This is a genomic window from Plantactinospora sp. B5E13 (genome assembly GCF_039871775.1).
Taxonomy (GTDB): domain Bacteria; phylum Actinomycetota; class Actinomycetes; order Mycobacteriales; family Micromonosporaceae; genus Plantactinospora.
This window is the reverse complement of record NZ_JBDPLT010000005.1, coordinates 211,344-228,513: the sequence shown is the minus strand read 5'-3', so window position 1 is coordinate 228,513 and position 17,170 is coordinate 211,344. Positions and strand designations below refer to the sequence as shown.

Genomic DNA, 17,170 nt, shown 5'->3' with positions numbered 1-17,170 from the left:
TACGGCGGCGCTCAGTTCGCGTGCTTGCGCCGAGCGGTGGCCCGGGCCCGGGACTGCGCGTCGAGGATGACCTTGCGCAGTCGGATGGCGGCCGGGGTGACCTCGACACACTCGTCCTCCCGGCAGAACTCCAGAGCCTGTTCTAGGGAGAGCTTGCGTGGCGGGATCAGCTTCTCGGTCTCCTCGCTGGTGGAGGAGCGCATGTTGGTGAGCTTCTTCTCCTTGGTGATGTTGACGTCCATGTCGTCGGAGCGGGAGTTCTCGCCGACGAGCATGCCCTCGTACACCTCGGTGGTCGGTTCGACGAAGAGGGTGCCGCGCTCCTGCAGGTTCAGCATGGCGAACGCGGTCGCGACGCCGCTGCGGTCGGCGACCAGCGAACCGGTGTTGCGGGTCCGCAGCTCGCCGAACCACGGCTCGTACGACTCGAAGACGTGGTGCAGGATGCCGGTGCCGCGGGTGGCGGTGAGGAACTCGGTCCGGAAACCGATCAGGCCGCGGGCCGGGACCAGCCACTCCATCCGGATCCAGCCGGTGCCGTGGTTGACCAGCTGCTCCATCCGACCCTTGCGGGTGGCCAGCAGCTGGGTGATGGCGCCGAGGTACTCCTCCGGGGCGTCGATGGTGAGCCGCTCCACCGGCTCACACGTCCTGCCGTCGATCTCCTTGGTCACCACCTGCGGCTTGCCGACGGTCAGCTCGTACGACTCGCGGCGCATCTGCTCCACCAGGATGGCCAGCGCCAGCTCGCCCCGGCCCTGGACCTCCCAGGCGTCCGGCCGGTCGGTGGGCAGGACCCGAAGCGAGACGTTGCCGATCAGTTCCCGCTCCAGCCGGTCCTTGACCATCCGGGCGGTGACCTTGGCGCCCTTGACCTTGCCGACCAGCGGCGAGGTGTTGGTGCCGATGGTCATCGAGATGGCCGGCTCGTCGACGGTGATCAACGGCAGCGGACGGGGGTCTTCCGGGTCGGTGAGGGTCTCGCCGATCATGATCTCCGGGATGCCGGCGACCGCGATGATGTCGCCCGGTCCGGCGGACTCGGCGGGGGTGCGCTCCAGCCCTTCGGTCATCAGCAGCTCGGAGACCCGGACCCGCTCGACGGTGCCGTCGGTGCGGCACCAGGCGACGCTCTCACCCTTGCGGATGGTGCCCTGGCGGACCCGGCAGAGCGCCAGCCGGCCGAGGAACGGCGAGGCGTCGAGGTTGGTGACGTGCGCCTGCAGCGGGTGGTCCTCGTCGTAGGCGGGCGGCGAGATGGTGTCGAGCAGGGTCCGGAACAGCGGCTCCAGCGAGCTGCTGTCCTCGGGTACGGTCCCGTCGGCCGGCTGGGTCAGCGAGGCGATGCCGTCGCGGGCGCAGGCGTAGATGATCGGGAAGTCGATCTGCTCCTCGTCGGCGTCCAGGTCGAGGAAGAGCTCGTACGTGTCGTCGACCACTTCCTTGATCCGGGCGTCCGGCCGGTCCACCTTGTTGATCACCAGGATGATCGGCAGTCGGGCCTTGAGCGCCTTGCGCAGCACGAACCGGGTCTGCGGCAGCGGGCCCTCGCTGGCGTCGACCAGCAGGACCACGCCGTCGACCATGGTCAGGCCGCGTTCCACCTCGCCGCCGAAGTCGGCGTGGCCGGGGGTGTCGATGATGTTGATGGTGACCGGGTCGGAACCGTCCGGCGGCAGATAACGCACGGCGGTGTTCTTGGCCAGGATGGTGATGCCCTTCTCCCGCTCCAGGTCCATGGAGTCCATCACCCGGTCGGCCGGCTCGGCCCGGGCGGAGAAGGCGCCGGCCTGTCGCAGCATGGCGTCGACCAGGGTGGTCTTGCCGTGGTCGACGTGGGCGATGATGGCGACGTTACGGAGGTCGGCGCGGGTCTGCATGGTTCCCATCCTCCCAGGCCGGGTTCTCCGGGCCGGTGTCCGGGTTCCCCCTGAGGCGACCGGGTGGAGGAGCCGTAATCATGGAGCTGTCCCGTCGCCGGCCTGGCATGCTGGCCGGGTGTCCGGGGGGTCCACGTGCAGGATGTGTTGACGGTGGTGCAGGAGTTGCCCCCGTTGCTCGTCTACCTGGCCGCCGCGCTGCTGGTGGCCACCGAGACCGCGCTGATCGTCGGGCTGGTGATGCCGGCCGAGGCGACCCTGCTGCTGGTCGGGTTCCTCGCCTACACCGGTCTGCTCCGGTTGGGGCCGGCCCTGGTGGTGATGATTGTCGCAGCGGCGGTCGGTGACACACTGGCGTTCCGCAGCGGGCGGCGGCACGGTCCACGGCTGCGGGCCGGCCGGTGGGGCCGCCGGGTCGGCCCGCAGCGCTGGCAACGGGCGGACGCGATGCTGAGCCGGCTCGGCGGACGGGGAGTGCTCGCGGCCCGCTGGGTGGCGTTCGCCCGGACCCTGGTGCCCCGGCTGGCCGGCAGCGCCGGGATGCCGTACCGGCGGTTCCTGCCCTGGAACCTCGCCGGGGTGGCCAGCTGGGTCGGTGGGTCGGTGCTCGCCGGCTATCTGGCCGGGGAGTCGTACGAGACCGTCTCCCACTACCTCGGTCGGGCGACCGGAGCGGTCCTGCTGCTGATCGTCTTCGTCGTGGTGATCGTGTTCGTCGGTCGCTGGCTCGGCCGCAACCCGGATCCGGTGCGGGCGCTGCTGGCCCGGGCGGTGGCGACCCCGCCGCTGCGCGGGATGCGTCGCCGGTACGGGGTGCTGTTCTTCATGCTGTCGGTGCACATCGGGCCGGGCTGGACGCTGCTGACCAACCTGGTCGCCGGGTTGGCGCTGCTCTTCGGCATCGGGGTCGCCCTGGCCTCGCTGCTCGAACTGGTGGTGGCGCAGAGTGGGCTGGCGGTGGTCGACCACACGATCGCGGAGTGGTTCGCGGCCCGGCGTACCGACGGGGTGGCCGAGTTGGCGCACGGTGCCATCGCCGCGTTGCGGGGCCCGGCGTTGATCCTGGTGGTGGCGGTGGTCGCCGCGGTGCTCGGCTGGCGTGCCCGACCCTGGCGGGCCGACCTGCTCAGTGTGCTCGGTACGGTCGGCGCGTTCGTGCCGCTGGTGGTGTTGAGCCTGGTCGCCGATGTCACCGGGCCGACCGGGGACAGCCCGGTGGTGCTGTTTCCGGCGCAGAACGCCGTCGTCGCGGCCAGCCTCTGCACCCTGGCCTGGCTGCTCGGTCGGCAGAGCCGGTGGCCGGTCGCGGTGGCGGCCTGGACGGTGGCGGCGGTCGGCGCGGTCACCGTCGCCGGTGCCCGGCTCTACGTCGGCTGGAGTTCGGCGAGCGAGACGGTCACCTCGATTCTGCTCGGCGTGCTCTGGACCGCGGTCTTCATGGTCGCCTGGGCGACCCGGGACCGGGCCGTCGGCGCCGCCGCGACGGCCGCCGAACCGTCCGCCGCTGTCGCGCCCGCCGACCCGGCCGTCGAACCCGCCGGTGTCGCCCGGTCCGACGCCCCCTGAACGGCGACCCCCGAGGTCCGGGCACAACTGTTAGGGTGCGCCGGGAGATCGGGGGCACGCGGATGACCAAGCGGGGACGCCGGGCCGGTTCGGTGCTGGCAGCGGTGGTGGCGGTGGCGATGCTGGCGACCGGCTGCGCCGATCGTGGGGGTACCGGGCAGACCGACTCGGCGGCCGGTGTCCCGTCGGCGGGGGAGCCGGAGACCGTGGCGACGACGACGGAACCGGCGACCCCCGAGCCGCCGTCGGTGGTGGGGCTGGGCGCCAAGCCCACGCCGTCCGCCACTCCCGCCAGGAAGCCGAGCCAGCGGCCGACGCCGCGCAGAACCCCGAAACCGCCGACCGAGACGCAGGTGCCGCCCGCACCGAAGCCGCCGGACGAGGGGTGCACGAAGCCGCGCTACGAGGGCAGCCAGGCCAGCCGGGCCGAGGTCGGGCAGGCGCTGACGAACGCGGCGGGCCGGGTCTACTGGCCGGTCTCGGCGCCCAGCATCCGGATCCCGCTCGACCTGCTCAAGGCAACCGCCTGGCAGGAGAGCGGCTGGCAGTCCAACATCATCGCGTGTGACGGCGGCCGGGGACTGATGCAGGTCATGCCGGACACCGCGACGTGGATGAACCAGCGCTTCGAGAAGTCGTACGACATCGACGACTACCAGGACAACGCCTACCTGGGTGCCACCTATCTGGCCTGGACCACCAAGTACATCGGCGACATGTACTTCGACGCCGACTACCGGCTCGACGCCGACCTGTGCACCAGTGAACTGAACTCCTGCCTGCTGAACGCGGTGATCGCGGCGTACAACTACGGGCACGGTGCGGTGGCGGTCGAGGGTGAACCGCTGACCATCCCCAATCCGCAGTACGTCCGCAACGTCCGAGCGTTGATGACGGAGTGTGAGTGCCTGGCGTTCTGAGTCGGGGCGGGTCGGTTCGGTCGGGGATGCCAACTCACCCACGTTGACCATTGCTTTTGTTCAGATTGGCAGGTTCGCCGACTGGACGCCGTTCGATGCCGCAGATACGGTCGGTAGTGGAACATCACCTCCGAGACAGGAGGGCCGACCGTTGCGACTGCTCTGGCTCCCCGACGTACTGCGCTCCGCCGGGCTCACCGTGCACGAGGTCGGTGGGTGGCGCAGCCGAGGTTCGACCTCCTTCGACCCGCACGGCATCATCTGCCACGAGACCCGGGGCTCCCGGACCAGTACCGACGCCGGTGAGATCTACGTCCTGCTGAACGGGTCCGCCACCGCGCCGCCACCGATCGCCCAGCTCTACCTGTCCCGTACCGGGCACTGGCACGTGGTCGCCTCCGGACGGTGCAACCACGTCCGGGTCGGCTGGGCCGGGCCGTTCAAGGGGGTCGGCAACTCCGGCCTGCTCGGCATCGAGGCGCAGCACGCGCTCGGTGAGCCGTGGACGGACCGGCAGTACGACTCGTACGTGCGCGGGGTGGCGGCGATTCGTCGGCGTACCGGCTGGGGCGTCGCCGGCCACAAGGAGCACCAGCCGGGCGGCTACGGACACGCCAGTGTCAAGGCGGATCCCAGCTTCAACATGGACCGGTTCCGGCGCGACGTCGCCGCGCTGTTGTCCGGAGAGGAGAACACCATGCCGGCACTGTCCGATGCGGAGCAGGAGCAGCTGCTCAAGTTCGCCAAGGACAACAACTACCTGCTGTGGCAGGGTGCGCAGAAGCCGGACGGCAGTGGCCGTACCGACATCCGGCAGCACTTCTACAACATCGAGGGAATGCTGACCGAGATCAAGGCCAACCAGATGACGATGCTCGGCAAGGACTGGGTCAACGAGCAGGAGATCGTCGACGGCGTCCTCAACGGGCTCGGCTCGAAGGACCTGGACGACGCGGTCGCGGCGTTGCGGGCGGCCTTCGGGGACCGGACGGCGGAACTGGCCGCCCGGCTCGCCGCGGCCACCGGTACCCCGGCGTCCTGACCGGCGGCACCGCCGGTGCCGCCTCCGGCTGCCCCGGCTCGGATCGCGTCGGCGTGGCTCGGCTCGGCTCGGATTGGGTCGGGTCGTGTCGGATCGTGTCGGGTCGTGTCGGCGGGGGGCGTGGCGGCGGGTCGGCCCGGGTCAGCTCCGTCGGCGGAGCCAGGCGTCCTCGGCGAGGTAGTCGAAGTAGTCGGTCCGGTAGTGGCGGACCAGGTCGGGGAAGACCGTCCGCCAGTCCCGGCCGCGCGCCGCGTCCACCAGCCAGGTGACCGTCTCCGGCAGCGCGTCCAGGTAGCTCGTCACCGGGCGGTAGCCGAGCTGCCGCTGCGCCAGACTCATGTCCAACACCAGGGGTTCCGGCACGGACCACGGCGTGTCGCCGACCGGTGGTGCCGGCGACGGGCCGTCGATGAGCACCTCCTCCGCGTGGTGGTCCAGCACCTCGTGTACGGCCGCGCCGATCTCCCGTACGGTCGGCGGCTCCGGGTCGGCGGCGTTGAGCACCCGGGCGCCGGGCTCGGCGGCGGCGAGCCGGACCAGTTCGGCGAGGTTGGCGGTGGAGACCGGGTGGAAGCGGCACTCGCCCCGGTAGGCGAGGATCCGGACCGGCCGGTTGTCCAGGGCACGCTTGACGAAGTGCCACTCGCGCGGGTGCACGGTGTGCGGCCCGTGGACGGCGCCGGCCCGGAGCAGGGTGGTGGGCAGGATCGCCCCGGCGGCGAGCAGTTGCCGTTCCAGGGTTGCCTTGCCGGTGGCGTAGCCGGTGTCGGGCCTGCCGTCGGTCGGCGTCACCGTCGAGTGGTCCTCGGTGATCGGGACGGGGAAGCGGGCGTTGTCGTCGCCGACGCCCCGGCCGGCCTCGTCGACGTAGACCGCGGCACTGGAGATGACCACCGCCGAGCCGATCCGGTCGGCGAGCCCGAGAAGCTGGCCGGCGTGCCGTCCGTCGTACGCGACGGTGTCGACCAGCACGTCGCAGCCGTCGCCGACGGCGGTGGCCAGCGCGGCGTCGTCCTCGCGGTCCAGCGGCACGAGTTCGACGTCCCAGGCCGGTGGCCAGGGTGCGCCGGCCCGTAGGCCCCGGGCGGCGGCCCGGACCCGCCAGCCGTCGGCGACCAGTGCCCGTACGGCGGCGCGGCCGATCTGTCCGGTGGCGCCGAGCACCAGGGCGAGCTTCTCCATGGGCCCAGGTTAGGGCTGCCCGGCCGGGGTGTCGCCCGGCTTTCGCCGCCAGCCGAACCGGCGCCGGGATCTGGCGGCCGGCGTGCCGGCCCGGCAGCGGAGGTAAACAACAAGATTTTTGCAACACTAGTTGCGCAAGAGTTCTTGCACATATCAGGCTGGCGGCATGGAGAGAGAGATCCGTCAGATCACCGACTCGCGGGTGCTCGCGGCGATGGCCCACCCGCTGCGACGCCGGCTCATGGACGTGCTCAAGGTCGACGGCCCGTCGACCGTCAGCATGCTCGCCGAACGGACCGACCAGGCGGTGGCCAACGTCAGCCACCACCTGAGGGTGCTCGCCAACTCCGACCTGGTCCGGGAGGCACCCGAACTGGCCCGGGACCGCCGCGAACGATGGTGGAAACTCGCCTCTCCCGGGCTGCGCTGGACCAGCGCCGACTTCGTCGGCGACCCGGCCTCGGAGGCCGTCCTCCAGGCCGCCCTCTCACTCAACCTCGACAGTCAGGATCGCATCGTCCGCGAGTGGTACGCCGCCAGCGACGAGGAACGCGCGGCCTGGGACCAGGCGCCGTTCTCCGCCGACCGGTGGCTCCGGCTCACCCCGGCCGAACTGCACCAACTCGAACGCGAGGTGGTCGCCCTGATGAACCGGTGGAGTGAGCGCGAACTGCCGGACGACGGCGAGCGCCGCGAGCCGGTGTTCTTCTTCGCCCACGCCGTACCGGCCCAGCCGTGACCGGCCTCGCCACCGCCCCGCCGCCCACCCACGGCCACCCGCCGCGCCGCCGGGGCGGACTGCTGCGGCAGCGGGACTTCCGGCTGTTCTGGATCGGCCAGACGGCCAGCAGCTTCGGCAGCAGCGTGACCAGTGTGGCGCTGCCCCTGGTCGCGGTCGCCACCCTCGAGGCCAGCACCTTCCAGGTGGCCCTGCTCACCGCGGCGACCTGGCTGCCGTGGCTGCTCGTCGGACTACCCGCCGGTGCCTGGGTGGACCGGCTGCCGCGCCGGCCCCTGATGGTGACCTGCGACCTTTTCGCGGCCGTGCTCTTCCTCAGTGTGCCGGTCGCGGCGGCGCTGGGTGTGCTCACCGTCGGCCAGTTGCTGGTCGTCGCGTTTGCCGGCGGCGTCGTACACATCTTCTTCTTCACCGCCTACCAGGTTTACCTGCCGGCGCTGCTGGCCCGACCGGACCTGCCGGAGGCGAACGCGAAACTGCAGGGCACCGAATCGGTGGCCCACGTCGCCGGCCCCGGTGCCGCCGGGCTGCTCGCCCAGCTTGTCGGCGTGGTGAACGCGCTGCTCGTGGACGTGGCCAGCTTTGTCGGATCCGCCATCTGCCTGTTGGCCATCCGGACCCGGGAGCCGCGGGAGACCGGCGTCCGTCCGGCCCGCAACCTGTGGCGGGAGATCACCGAAGGGGTACGGTTCACCGCCCGTGACCCCTACCTGCGGGTGTTCGCCCTGTTCGGCGCGCTGTCCAACCTGGGACTCGTCAGCTACCAGGCGATCCTGGTGGTCTTCCTGGTCCGCGAGGTCGGGGCCAGCCCCGGCACGGTCGGCCTGGTCACCGCCGGGATGAGCGTGGGCGGAGTGCTCGGCGCCGCCCTCACCGGGGTGCTGCGCCGCCGGTTCGGCAGTGCCCGGGCACTGCTGGTCGGCAGCCTCGGCACTCTGCCGTTCGGGCTGCTCATTCCGCTGACCGGGCCCGGTCCCCGACTGGGCCTGGTGGTGATCGCCGGAATGGCGATCGGCGCCGGCGCGGTCTCGGGCAACGTGCTCCGTGGCGCGTTCCGGCAGGCCTACGTCCCCCGGGAACTGCTCGGGCGGGTCATGGTGACCATGCAGGTCGTCAACCTCGGCCCGATGCCGCTCGGCGCGGTGGTCGGCGGACTGCTCGGCACCACCCTCGGGCTGCGTCCGGCGATGTGGTGCATCACCGGCTACCTCGCGCTGACCGGGCTGGTCCTGCTGGTCGGCCCGCTCGCCCGACGACGGGACCTGCCCGACCGTCCGGCCCCGCACCGGGGCTGACGGCCGGGCTCGGCCCACACGCCAGCGGCTCAGTGCGGCTGGACGTTCGCCGCCTGCGGACCCTTCTCGCCCTGGGTCACCTCGAACTCGACCTTCTGTCCCTCGTTGAGCTCCCGGAAACCGGACGTGGCGATCGCCGAGTAGTGGACGAAGACGTCTGGTCCTCCGCCGTCCTGCTCGATGAAGCCGAATCCCTTTTCCGAGTTGAACCACTTCACGGTGCCGGTTGCCATGCGTGTCTCCTTAGCGGCGCGTCTGTTCGCGGCGCGCCCCGTACGCCACCGACAGTAGCTGTCCCGGCTGCCGGGTGCGGCCGGAAGTCGTGAGTCGCCCGGTTGTCGTCGGCATCCGATCTCCTCCGGCCTACGCCGATCGGGGGACGCGACCCCGAGACGGGGTCAGGGTGGGGTCCGGGAACGACCCGGAGGTCCGGGCCGCCGGTGCCGCGTAGCGTTCCTCACGTGGCGGATTGGCTGGTTCAGGTGGGGGAGCTGCCGGCGGGTGTGTTCCTGACGGTGCTCGCGGGGGTCATGATGCTCGACGCGATTCCGCTGCTGGGTGTACTCGTGCCCGGCGACGTCGCGGTGCTCGCCGCAGTGGGGGTCGGACGGCCGGCCAGCGCCGGTGCATTCCTCGTGGTGATCGTCGGCTGCCTCGGTGGCTGGTCGCTCACCTTCCTCGCCGGACGCCGGTTCGGGGGGCGGCTGCGGCGCAGTCGTGCGGGGGCGTGGATCGGGGAGGCGCGCTGGTCGGCCGCCGAGCGGCTGCTGGGCACCGGGGGCGGCCGGATGGTGATGGTGGCGCCGTTCCTTCCGGTGCTGAACGCGTTGCTGCCGCTCGCCGCCGGGGGGCTGCGGATGTCGTACCGCCGGTTCCTCGGGTTCGCGACCGTCGGCGCGGTGCTCTGGGCCGGCCTGTACGTGGTCCTCGGCACCCTGGCACGGTCACTGGGCGGGTTGTTGCCCGGCGAGACCTTCGCCATGCTCGGCACGCTCGGCATCGGGCTGCTCTTCGGAGGGCTGGTCCTGCTCGGCGTCCGTCGCCGACTCGGTGCCGCCGCGACCGGCAGCTGAGCGGGGACGCCCGGCAGCCGGGCGGTCTGCCACCGGTCCCGGGCCGGCGGCGCTGACCAGGCCGGCTGGCATACTCACCAGCCATGGTGTTGTCGAGGCGCTGGGCGTGGTTCCTGATCCTGGTCGGGATCTGGACCTGGGTGATCTGGCCCCGGTTCGCGGTCGCCATCTGGAACGACAGCCGGGCCTGGTCGACCGGGGAGATCGGTCAGGGCAGCCCGACCGGTTTCCTGTGGGTGCACGCGCTGCTGATCGGTGCCTCGCTCGCGATCGGTACGACGGTGGGCCTGCTCGGCGTACGCGCACTGTGGGTGGCCCGCCGGTCCGCACAGCCGGCCGGGCCGGCGCGGGACTCCTGACGCACTCCGTTCCGGCGTGGTCCGCGCCGCATCCCGCCCGGTCCGCATCCCGCCCGGTCCGTGTCGCGCCGGTTCGCGCCGCGTCGGGCCGGGGGGCGGAGCCGGGGCCCCGTGGGACTACCGGATCGGGCGACACCGGTCGCCGTGGAGATGGTGGAGCCCCGGGGTATGCCCTGCCCCGGGGCCCCTCGATTTCCACCCGTTCGCACGCCAGCGACGTTTAAGGCCGACGATCAGGTTCCGGTCGACGTGCTTTGCCATTAAGCGACCGCCGCAGGTTGGAGCGGCAGACTGGACTCGAACCAGCATCTCGTCGAGGTTGTCGTGGCCGGTGGATCTGGCGATGGGTGGGGGTGCTGAGTCTGGAGCGATAGCCTCAGCCTGACCGGTGACGATCTGCCTCTGCCAGTTGGGCTATCTCGGCTCGTGCCGTGCCGAGAGGAGGACTCGAACCTCCACTGGAACCGTCACCTCGATGAGTCTGAATTCTCAGTCTCAACCTGACGCGCGCTCGCGCGTCCACCCCCGCTCCGAGGGGCGCCTGGGAGACTACCCGAAGAGGTAGCCAAAAATCTGGTCGCCGACCTTGCGGTCCTCGACCGTGGTGCTGTTGGCCTCCTCCCGGGCCACCTTCACCGCCTCGAGCAGCGAGTCGACCCGGCCGCGCAGCTGCTTGACCCGCTCCGCCGGCAGAGCGCCGGAGAGCTTGACGGTGGTCCAGGTGCCCACCGGTACGTCCTCGGTGTAGACCTCGACCTGCGCCGGGTGTTTCTCGGTCGCCTCGGCCTTGACGTGGTTGCGGTGCACCTTGCGCATCTTCTGGGTCTGACTCGGTGCCGACGCGTAGCACCCGCGGTCCGGGTCGAACTCCCACTTCTCCGCGGCGTCCAGCACGGCCAGACCGTCCACGAAGGTCCGCAGGTCGACCAGCTGCTTCTCCAGGAACAGCAGGTAGGTGACCGGGGCGTCCCGGACGAGGAGCTGCCCGTCGACGACCACGTCCGCGGTTGCCTGCGAGTTGCCGACGTCCTGCAGGAACTGCAGGTCGAACAGCCGCCCCATGGTGGTCGCGACCTCGTCGAGGACCTCCCGGACGGTGTACTGGACCCGGGTCGACTCCGGCGGCAGCTGTTCCCGGATGTCGTCGGCGAACGGCTGGTACGTCCGGGAGATGCCGGACAGCGGCGGCGCCTTCTGGGTACGTCGGTGCGCGTCGGTGAGTTCCCGCTTCGCCTGCGGTTTGAAACCCTGCACGAGTGCGTTGATCTTGTGGAGTGCGGTCTGCTCGGGCACCATGATCCTTCCGATTCGTCGGGCAGACGATATCCGCCGTCGTCGCCGCCGGCGACCCCTGTCTGGCCGGGACGGCCGGCAGCGCACCGAGGACCTGGCCTCTCCGGTACGGCGGTGCCACCGCGTCCCGCCCCGGTGCGCCGCGTACCCCTGGAACGACTCGAACGTCCGACCTCCTGGTTCGTAGCCAGGCGCTCTCTCCACTGAGCTACAGGGGCGTGCGCGGGCGACTCGGCCCGCTCACGGTGATGCTGTCTCCGTGCCGGTGTTGATGCGTACCCGGGACAGGAGTCGAACCTGCAACACACCGGTTCTGAGCCGGCGGCCTCTTCCGTTGGGCTACCCGGGCCCGAGTGGAGTGACGCGGTATCGAACCGCGCACGCGTAGCTTGCAAGGCGACGCTGTGCACCTGCACCCACCCCGACGTACCCTCGGCGCGATTCGAACGCGCACCGTACGGCGCCTCACGCCGTTGCCTCTACCGTTGGGCTACGAGGGCATTGCTCCCGGACAAGGATTCGAACCTCGGTTTCCTGAACCAGAGTCAGGCGTCCTGCCGGTTGGACGATCCGGGAAGGGCGGCCGGCGGGTACGAGGCCCGCCGGCCGCGATCAGCGCCGGGTGAGCGTGGCCCAGCTCGGGGTCGACGGCTCGAACCGCAGCACCAGACCCGCCTCGCCGGGGGTGCGGTCCGCCTTGCGCTGATTGCAGCCGCCGCACGCGGCGACGGTGTTGCTCCAGGTGTTCCGGCCACCGCGGGAACGGGGCAGGACGTGGTCGACGGTGCTGGCGTGGCCGCCGCAGTAGGCGCACCGACGGCCGTCGCGGACCAGGACCCCGGCCCGTGACCAGGCCGGCCCGGCGCCGAACCGCCAGCGGGTGACGACGTACCGGACCAGGCGGAGCACCTTCGGCACCGGGTAGACCCCGATCAGCTGGTCCGGTTCGGCCTCGTGGATCTCGGCGACCCGGCGGACCAGCATCCGTACCGCGTGCCGGAGACTGACCCGGTGGAGCGGGCCGAGGTCGGCGTTGATGACCAGGACGTCCACCGGATTCCTCCTCTGCGTTGTCGTGACGGGTGATTCCTGAGCGGCTGCCCGGGTTCGAACCGGGGGCCTCGACAATGGCGATGTCGCGCTCTGCCGACTGAGCTACAGCCGCGATGCCGTACGTGGACCGTGCCGGGATCGAACTCGGTTTCTCCTGTTCCCAAAACAGGCGGGTCAGCCGTCTCCCTCGCCCCGGAAAACGCCCGTTCGGTACGGCGCGGCCGCCCCGGCCGGGCTATTGACATCCATTGTGGACTTGTCAGGTGTACCAGTTCCGCCGGCCGAGGTCGGGGAAAATGCGCAGGGGTGTCAGGAGCCGGAGCGGCGACATCCGAATCCGAGGGTTGCCGCGCTACCGGATGGCGCCACGACCCGACAAGAAACGCCGCCCGGTCCCGGTGGGGGAGGGCGGCGTCAACGCGGTGCGCTCCGCGCTACGTCCGCCAGCCGCCCAGGCTGACGCGCTCATCGGTGAGCAGGTGGCCGGGTCGGGCGGCACCCGCCGGACCGCACGGCGCCTGCCGTAGCGGTCGGGTTGAGGCCTGCCACAACATCGGATGCTCCCTGTCGGATCGGTGTCGCCGGTTTGGTTCTGTTCGATCTGGTTGATCGCTTGTGATGACCACGGTAGGCGGCGGCCCGGGCACGGGCAACGTCTTTTCCGGCAACGGTTCCGGACGTACCGACAGAGCCGTCAACATGGCCGGACCCGGCCGGTCGGGGTGCGACTGCCCGGCCGGTCCGGTCCGTTCAGGCGGTGACCCGGTGCACCAGTCGCGACACGGCGGCGGCGACCACCTCCGGGGCCTGCGCCTGCGGGAAGTGGCCGACGCCGGGGACCATGACGACCTCAGCCCCCAGTTGGCCACCGATCCACGCGGCCTCGGCGGCCGGATCGCTCCAGTCCACGTCGTCCGCTCCCATCACCACGACGCTCGCCGTCCGTACGTCGCCCAGCCGCCGCCGGGCCGGCTCGTGCGAGGTACGGGTGGTCCGGACGAACGTCCGCCAGTGTCCCGGGCGGCGCAGGTTGTCCCGGACCCGGGCCCGGTGCTCCTGGTACCCCTCAGGCTTGGTGCCCGGCAGCCAGCGGGGGTAGTAACTGTTGAAGAACGTCGGCCCCCAGGGGCGGAGGAAGAGCGCCCGGAGCAGCAGCTTCTGCGCCGCGCCGCCAGCGGGCTCCCGGACGAACGGCCCGAGCAGAGCCAGGCCGCGTACCCGGGCGGGGTTGTCGGCCGCGGCGATCACGCCGGCACCGGCACCCATCGAGTTGCCGACCACGAACGCCGGCTCGCCCAGTTCCTCGATCAGCGCGAGGATGTCGCCGGCCAGCGCCACGTCGTCGTACGCCGGGAAGGTCGTGTCGCTGTCCCCGTGCCCGCGGATGTCCATGGTGGCGACCCGGTGGCCGGCGGCGGCCAGCAGCGGGACGAGCAGCCGGTAGGACTGCCGCAGCTCGCCCATCCCCGGCACGCAGACCACGAGGGGGCCGTCGCCGTCGAGGAGGTCGTAGGCGATCCGTCCGGCGGGACGCGCAAGGTACCGAACATCAGTCATAGCCTTAAAGCTACACTCATTAGCTAGTGAGTGCCAGTCGGTTCGGTGGCGCCCGGTACCGCCCTCACCCCCACCCGGGCGAACGCCTCGATCGCGTCCAGGTCCGCCGGCTGCAGACCGCGACGCGGGGACGGCCGCACCAGCAGGGCCCGACCGTCGGCCGACAGTTCGTCGTACCGCGGATCACCAGGCTCCGGCACCTCGGCGTCGTCGGTCCAGACCAGCCGACGCACCCCGGCGAGGACCCGGCGGGCGGCCGCGAGCTTCGCCATCGACGCGGCCATGCCCTTCACCGGATCCACGAACGCCCGCTCCAGCGGCGGCAGCAGCCACAGCCGTTCCAACGCCTCCGCGTCCGGACACCAGGTGGAGCACCAGCGGACCTCGACCAGACCCGACCGGTGCAGGGTGCGGATCCGGTCGACCAGCGGTGGCGCCCACCGCATCGGGTAGTGGCACGAGTCGCTGGCGGACCAGACGGTGTCACGGCGCGGCGGCCCACCCCAACCGGGCCGGGCGGCGTTGACAACCCCGTCCACGTCGAGCAGCCATACCGGTGGCAGGTCCGTCATCGGGTACGCCTCCGCTCTCCGGCCGCCGTGGCCGGGCGCTGACGGATCACCTCCGGCGACCCGCACCGGTGGCCGGTCGATCCCGCACGGGGTGCCGTGCCGTCGCGCGGCACCGCGCGCTCAGGCCGCCCGGGCGTGCGGGACAGCGGCCCAGCCGGCACCGACGGCGATGTCCCAGGCATCCACCTCGGCGAGTTCGTGCATACACGGGTACGTCAACCAGGTCACGTCGACCGCCTCCGCCGGCACCCCGGCCGGCGTCGTGACGGTGAACCGCTCCAACACGGCGGTGGCGGGGTAGGCGACGAGGCGGGCGAGTTCGGTGATCGGTCGGTCACATGTCGCGCACCTGCGGCGCTGCAGGAATGTCATGGCCCGATCGTCGCTCCCCCGGTTGACGCCGACCCCGCCAGGCAGGTGACGACAAGGTGAACAACCGGCCAGGACAACGGCCCTGAGCAGGGCATTCAGTCGGCCGGGATGGCAGGGGGCTACCAGCCGCGCGACCGCCACTCCGGGATCGACGGCCGTTCCGCGCCCAGCGTCGAGTCTTTGCCGTGGCCGGGGTAGAACCAGGTCTGGTCAGGCAGCCGACCGAAGATCTTCTTCTCGACGTCGTCGATCAGCGAACGGAACCGGACCGGGTCCCGGTCGGTGTTCCCCACCCCACCCGGGAAGAGGGAGTCGCCGGTGAACAGGTGGGTGCCGTCGGTGTCGTCGGCGTAGAGCAGCACCACAGAACCGGGCGTGTGCCCGACGATGTGGATCACCTCGAGTTCCCGGTCACCGACCCGGATCCGGTCGCCGTCGGCGAGCGACTCGGACGGGATCGGCAGGCCCTCGACGTCGTCGCCGTGCACCAGCGACCGGGCGCCGGTGGTGGCCACCACCTCCTCCAGCGCGACCCAGTGGTCCATGTGCCGGTGCGTGGTGACCACCGCGGACAGATTGGCGTCCCCGATCAGCTCAAGCAGCCGGGGCGCCTCGTTGGCGGCGTCGATCAGCACCTGGTCCCCGGTCGAGGCGCAGCGCAGCAGGTAGGCGTTGTTGTCCATCGGGCCTACCGAGAGCTTGCTGATGGTCAGGCCGGCCAGTTCCCGTACGTCGGGCGGGCCGCCGGGGGAGACGTTCCCGGTGTAGGCGGTCATGGGCGTACCTCCGAGTCAGGTGCACGGGTCTGGTCGGGCGGCGGGGGCGGCCCGGAGATCGGGTGAGGCGTCGCGGTCGACGACCGGACGCGGTCGGTCCGGCGTCCGATCCACCACCGGCGGCGACCCGAGCGGTTCGACGGTCACGGTCTACGACCATAGCGGGCGGGCGGAGCGGAATTGGGTTTCGGGCGGTCGTGCCACCGCCTACCGTCGGTGCCGACGCGGGCACCCTGGGGACCGGGCTTCCGACGACACGTTCCGATGCCTTCGCGACGTGTCCGGTGCCTTCGCGACGTGTCCGGCACTTTCGACGGCAAGGACTGACATGACTGTTGATCTCGCGTTCCTGGGCTGGGACGCGTCGCTGGCCGCCGCGTACCCGGGACGCGGCGACGACCACCGACCCGGCCGGGTGCTCCGGGCGGACCGGGGGGTCTGCACGGTGCTGGCGGCCGACGGCACGGTCCGGGCCAGCCTCGGCGGCGCCGTGCTGGTCTCGGCCGCCCGGGACGCGGTCCACCTGCCGTGCGCGGGCGACTGGGTGGTACTGCGGGACTGGCCGGACCGGCGGGTCACCGTCGAGGCGGTGCTGCCCCGGCGGACCGCGGTGGTGCGCCGGACCGCGGACAAGGACTCGAGCGGTCAGGTCCTGGCCGCCAACGTCGACGTGGCGGTGGTGATCGAACCGCTGCATCCGGAGCCGGACGTGGCCCGGATCGAGCGGTTGCTCGCGCTGGCCTGGGAGTCGGGTGCCCAGCCGTTGCTGGTGCTCACCAAGTGCGACCTGGTCGCCGACCCGGGGGCGGTCGCCGCGCAACTGCGTGAGGTGGCGCCGGGGGTGGAGGTGCTGCCGGTCAGCGCCCACCGGGGTACCGGACTGGACCGGCTGCGGCGGTGGCTGGCGGTCGGCCGTACGCTCGCCCTGCTCGGCCCCTCCGGCGCGGGCAAGTCGACGCTGGTCAACGCGGTCGCCGGGGCGAGGGTGATGACCACCCAGGGGGTACGCGGGGTGGACGGCAAGGGCCGGCACACCACCACCCACCGGGAGTTGATCCTGATCCCGGGCGGTGGTGCCGTGGTGGACACGCCGGGGGTGCGGGCGGTCGGCCTGCTCGACGCGGCGGCCGGCCTCGACCAGGCGTTCGCCGACGTGGCGGAGTTGGTCGCGGCGTGCCGGTTCGCCGACTGCGGACACCGGGACGAACCGGGGTGTGCCGTCCGGGCCGCCCTCGACTCCGGCGAGTTGGCGCCGCGCCGGTGGGCGAACTGGCAGAAACTGCAGCGCGAGGTAGCGTACGAGTCACGTCGCCGGGACGCCCGGTTGGCCGCCGAGGAGCGCAACCGGTGGCGGCGGATCCGCAAGGAGCAGCGGGGCGCACGGTGGGGGACAGCAGGCCGCTGAGCTGCGGGAATGGTCGGGTACGGAAAACTGTCATACCCCGGGGCTAGAGTTGCCGAGGCGCTTTTCTGCGCCGAGAAGCCGGACAA

17 protein-coding genes and 5 tRNA genes are annotated in these 17,170 nt (G+C 71.6%); 8 read left to right on the top strand and 14 right to left on the bottom strand.

Going from position 1 to position 17,170, the window contains the following annotated elements:
• Window positions 1-11: 11 nt before the first annotated feature.
• Window positions 12-1,880 (bottom strand): translational GTPase TypA, encoded by a 1,869-nt coding sequence (typA, locus tag ABGB05_RS07430; protein WP_347652423.1) that lies wholly within the window; start codon window positions 1,878-1,880, stop codon window positions 12-14.
• Between the two features lie 135 nt (window positions 1,881-2,015).
• Between typA and ABGB05_RS07425 the strand changes: the two genes are divergently transcribed.
• From ABGB05_RS07425 to ABGB05_RS07415, 3 genes are all read left to right on the top strand, one after another.
• Window positions 2,016-3,446 carry a DedA family protein gene (locus ABGB05_RS07425; protein WP_347652422.1) on the top strand — a complete coding sequence of 477 codons (1,431 nt, stop codon included), beginning with the start codon at window positions 2,016-2,018 and terminating at the stop codon, window positions 3,444-3,446.
• Between the two features lie 62 nt (window positions 3,447-3,508).
• Window positions 3,509-4,366, top strand: a complete 858-nt coding sequence (locus ABGB05_RS07420; protein WP_347652421.1) for a transglycosylase SLT domain-containing protein — start codon at window positions 3,509-3,511, stop codon at window positions 4,364-4,366.
• 151 nt (window positions 4,367-4,517) lie between these two features.
• Complete coding sequence (locus tag ABGB05_RS07415; RefSeq protein ID WP_347652420.1) at window positions 4,518-5,408, top strand: N-acetylmuramoyl-L-alanine amidase; 891 nt, start codon at window positions 4,518-4,520, stop codon at window positions 5,406-5,408.
• Window positions 5,409-5,549: 141 nt separating this feature from the next.
• On the opposite strand, the gene ABGB05_RS07410 is transcribed toward ABGB05_RS07415, so the two are convergent.
• The gene (locus ABGB05_RS07410; protein ID WP_347652419.1) at window positions 5,550-6,590 is read right to left on the bottom strand and encodes an NAD(P)-dependent oxidoreductase; all 1,041 of its coding nucleotides are present in this window, start codon (window positions 6,588-6,590) and stop codon (window positions 5,550-5,552) included.
• Window positions 6,591-6,756: 166 nt separating this feature from the next.
• Between ABGB05_RS07410 and ABGB05_RS07405 the strand changes: the two genes are divergently transcribed.
• Together ABGB05_RS07405 and ABGB05_RS07400 are read left to right on the top strand one after the other, a co-directional pair.
• The gene (locus tag ABGB05_RS07405; RefSeq protein WP_347652418.1) at window positions 6,757-7,329 is read left to right on the top strand and encodes a metalloregulator ArsR/SmtB family transcription factor; all 573 of its coding nucleotides are present in this window, start codon (window positions 6,757-6,759) and stop codon (window positions 7,327-7,329) included.
• The gene (locus ABGB05_RS07400; RefSeq protein ID WP_347652417.1) at window positions 7,326-8,624 is read left to right on the top strand and encodes an MFS transporter; all 1,299 of its coding nucleotides are present in this window, start codon (window positions 7,326-7,328) and stop codon (window positions 8,622-8,624) included. Before ABGB05_RS07405 ends, ABGB05_RS07400 begins: the two co-directional genes overlap by 4 nt.
• A gap of 29 nt (window positions 8,625-8,653) precedes the next feature.
• Here ABGB05_RS07400 and ABGB05_RS07395 read toward each other — a convergent pair whose 3' ends face one another.
• Entirely contained in the window at window positions 8,654-8,857 is a 204-nt protein-coding gene (locus ABGB05_RS07395; protein WP_331218561.1) for a cold-shock protein, read from the bottom strand.
• A gap of 228 nt (window positions 8,858-9,085) precedes the next feature.
• Between ABGB05_RS07395 and ABGB05_RS07390 the strand changes: the two genes are divergently transcribed.
• Both ABGB05_RS07390 and ABGB05_RS07385 read left to right on the top strand, forming a co-directional pair.
• The gene (locus ABGB05_RS07390) at window positions 9,086-9,697 is read left to right on the top strand and encodes a VTT domain-containing protein (protein ID WP_347652416.1); all 612 of its coding nucleotides are present in this window, start codon (window positions 9,086-9,088) and stop codon (window positions 9,695-9,697) included.
• A gap of 83 nt (window positions 9,698-9,780) precedes the next feature.
• A complete protein-coding gene (locus ABGB05_RS07385; RefSeq protein WP_347652415.1) occupies window positions 9,781-10,056 on the top strand; it encodes a hypothetical protein in 276 nt (91 codons plus the stop codon).
• A 549-nt stretch (window positions 10,057-10,605) separates the two neighbouring features.
• Here ABGB05_RS07385 and ABGB05_RS07380 read toward each other — a convergent pair.
• From ABGB05_RS07380 to ABGB05_RS07330, 11 genes are all read right to left on the bottom strand, one after another.
• Window positions 10,606-11,352, bottom strand: coding sequence for a hypothetical protein (locus tag ABGB05_RS07380; protein ID WP_347652414.1), 747 nt, complete (start codon window positions 11,350-11,352; stop codon window positions 10,606-10,608).
• Between the two features lie 142 nt (window positions 11,353-11,494).
• Window positions 11,495-11,567, bottom strand: a tRNA-Arg gene (locus ABGB05_RS07375).
• 58 nt (window positions 11,568-11,625) lie between these two features.
• Window positions 11,626-11,698: transfer RNA gene (locus ABGB05_RS07370), tRNA-Leu, on the bottom strand.
• 78 nt (window positions 11,699-11,776) lie between these two features.
• Window positions 11,777-11,849, bottom strand: a tRNA-Leu gene (locus ABGB05_RS07365).
• Window positions 11,850-11,853: 4 nt separating this feature from the next.
• A tRNA-Gln gene (locus ABGB05_RS07360) sits at window positions 11,854-11,925 on the bottom strand.
• Between the two features lie 36 nt (window positions 11,926-11,961).
• Window positions 11,962-12,402 (bottom strand): HNH endonuclease, encoded by a 441-nt coding sequence (locus tag ABGB05_RS07355; protein WP_347652413.1) that lies wholly within the window; start codon window positions 12,400-12,402, stop codon window positions 11,962-11,964.
• A gap of 39 nt (window positions 12,403-12,441) precedes the next feature.
• Window positions 12,442-12,514: transfer RNA gene (locus tag ABGB05_RS07350), tRNA-Gly, on the bottom strand.
• A 638-nt stretch (window positions 12,515-13,152) separates the two neighbouring features.
• Entirely contained in the window at window positions 13,153-13,959 is an 807-nt protein-coding gene (locus tag ABGB05_RS07345) for an alpha/beta hydrolase (RefSeq protein WP_347652412.1), read from the bottom strand.
• A gap of 23 nt (window positions 13,960-13,982) precedes the next feature.
• The gene (locus tag ABGB05_RS07340; protein WP_347652411.1) at window positions 13,983-14,531 is read right to left on the bottom strand and encodes a hypothetical protein; all 549 of its coding nucleotides are present in this window, start codon (window positions 14,529-14,531) and stop codon (window positions 13,983-13,985) included.
• 120 nt (window positions 14,532-14,651) lie between these two features.
• On the bottom strand, window positions 14,652-14,903 hold the full coding sequence (locus tag ABGB05_RS07335) for a hypothetical protein (RefSeq protein WP_347652410.1): 252 nt from the start codon (window positions 14,901-14,903) through the stop codon (window positions 14,652-14,654).
• A gap of 119 nt (window positions 14,904-15,022) precedes the next feature.
• Window positions 15,023-15,679: an MBL fold metallo-hydrolase gene (locus ABGB05_RS07330; protein ID WP_347652409.1), complete on the bottom strand. Its 657-nt coding sequence runs from the start codon at window positions 15,677-15,679 to the stop codon at window positions 15,023-15,025.
• Window positions 15,680-16,007: 328 nt separating this feature from the next.
• Here ABGB05_RS07330 and rsgA point away from each other — a divergent pair, with 328 nt between their 5' ends.
• Window positions 16,008-17,084 (top strand): ribosome small subunit-dependent GTPase A, encoded by a 1,077-nt coding sequence (gene rsgA, locus ABGB05_RS07325; RefSeq protein WP_347652408.1) that lies wholly within the window; start codon window positions 16,008-16,010, stop codon window positions 17,082-17,084.
• Window positions 17,085-17,170: the final 86 nt, after the last annotated feature.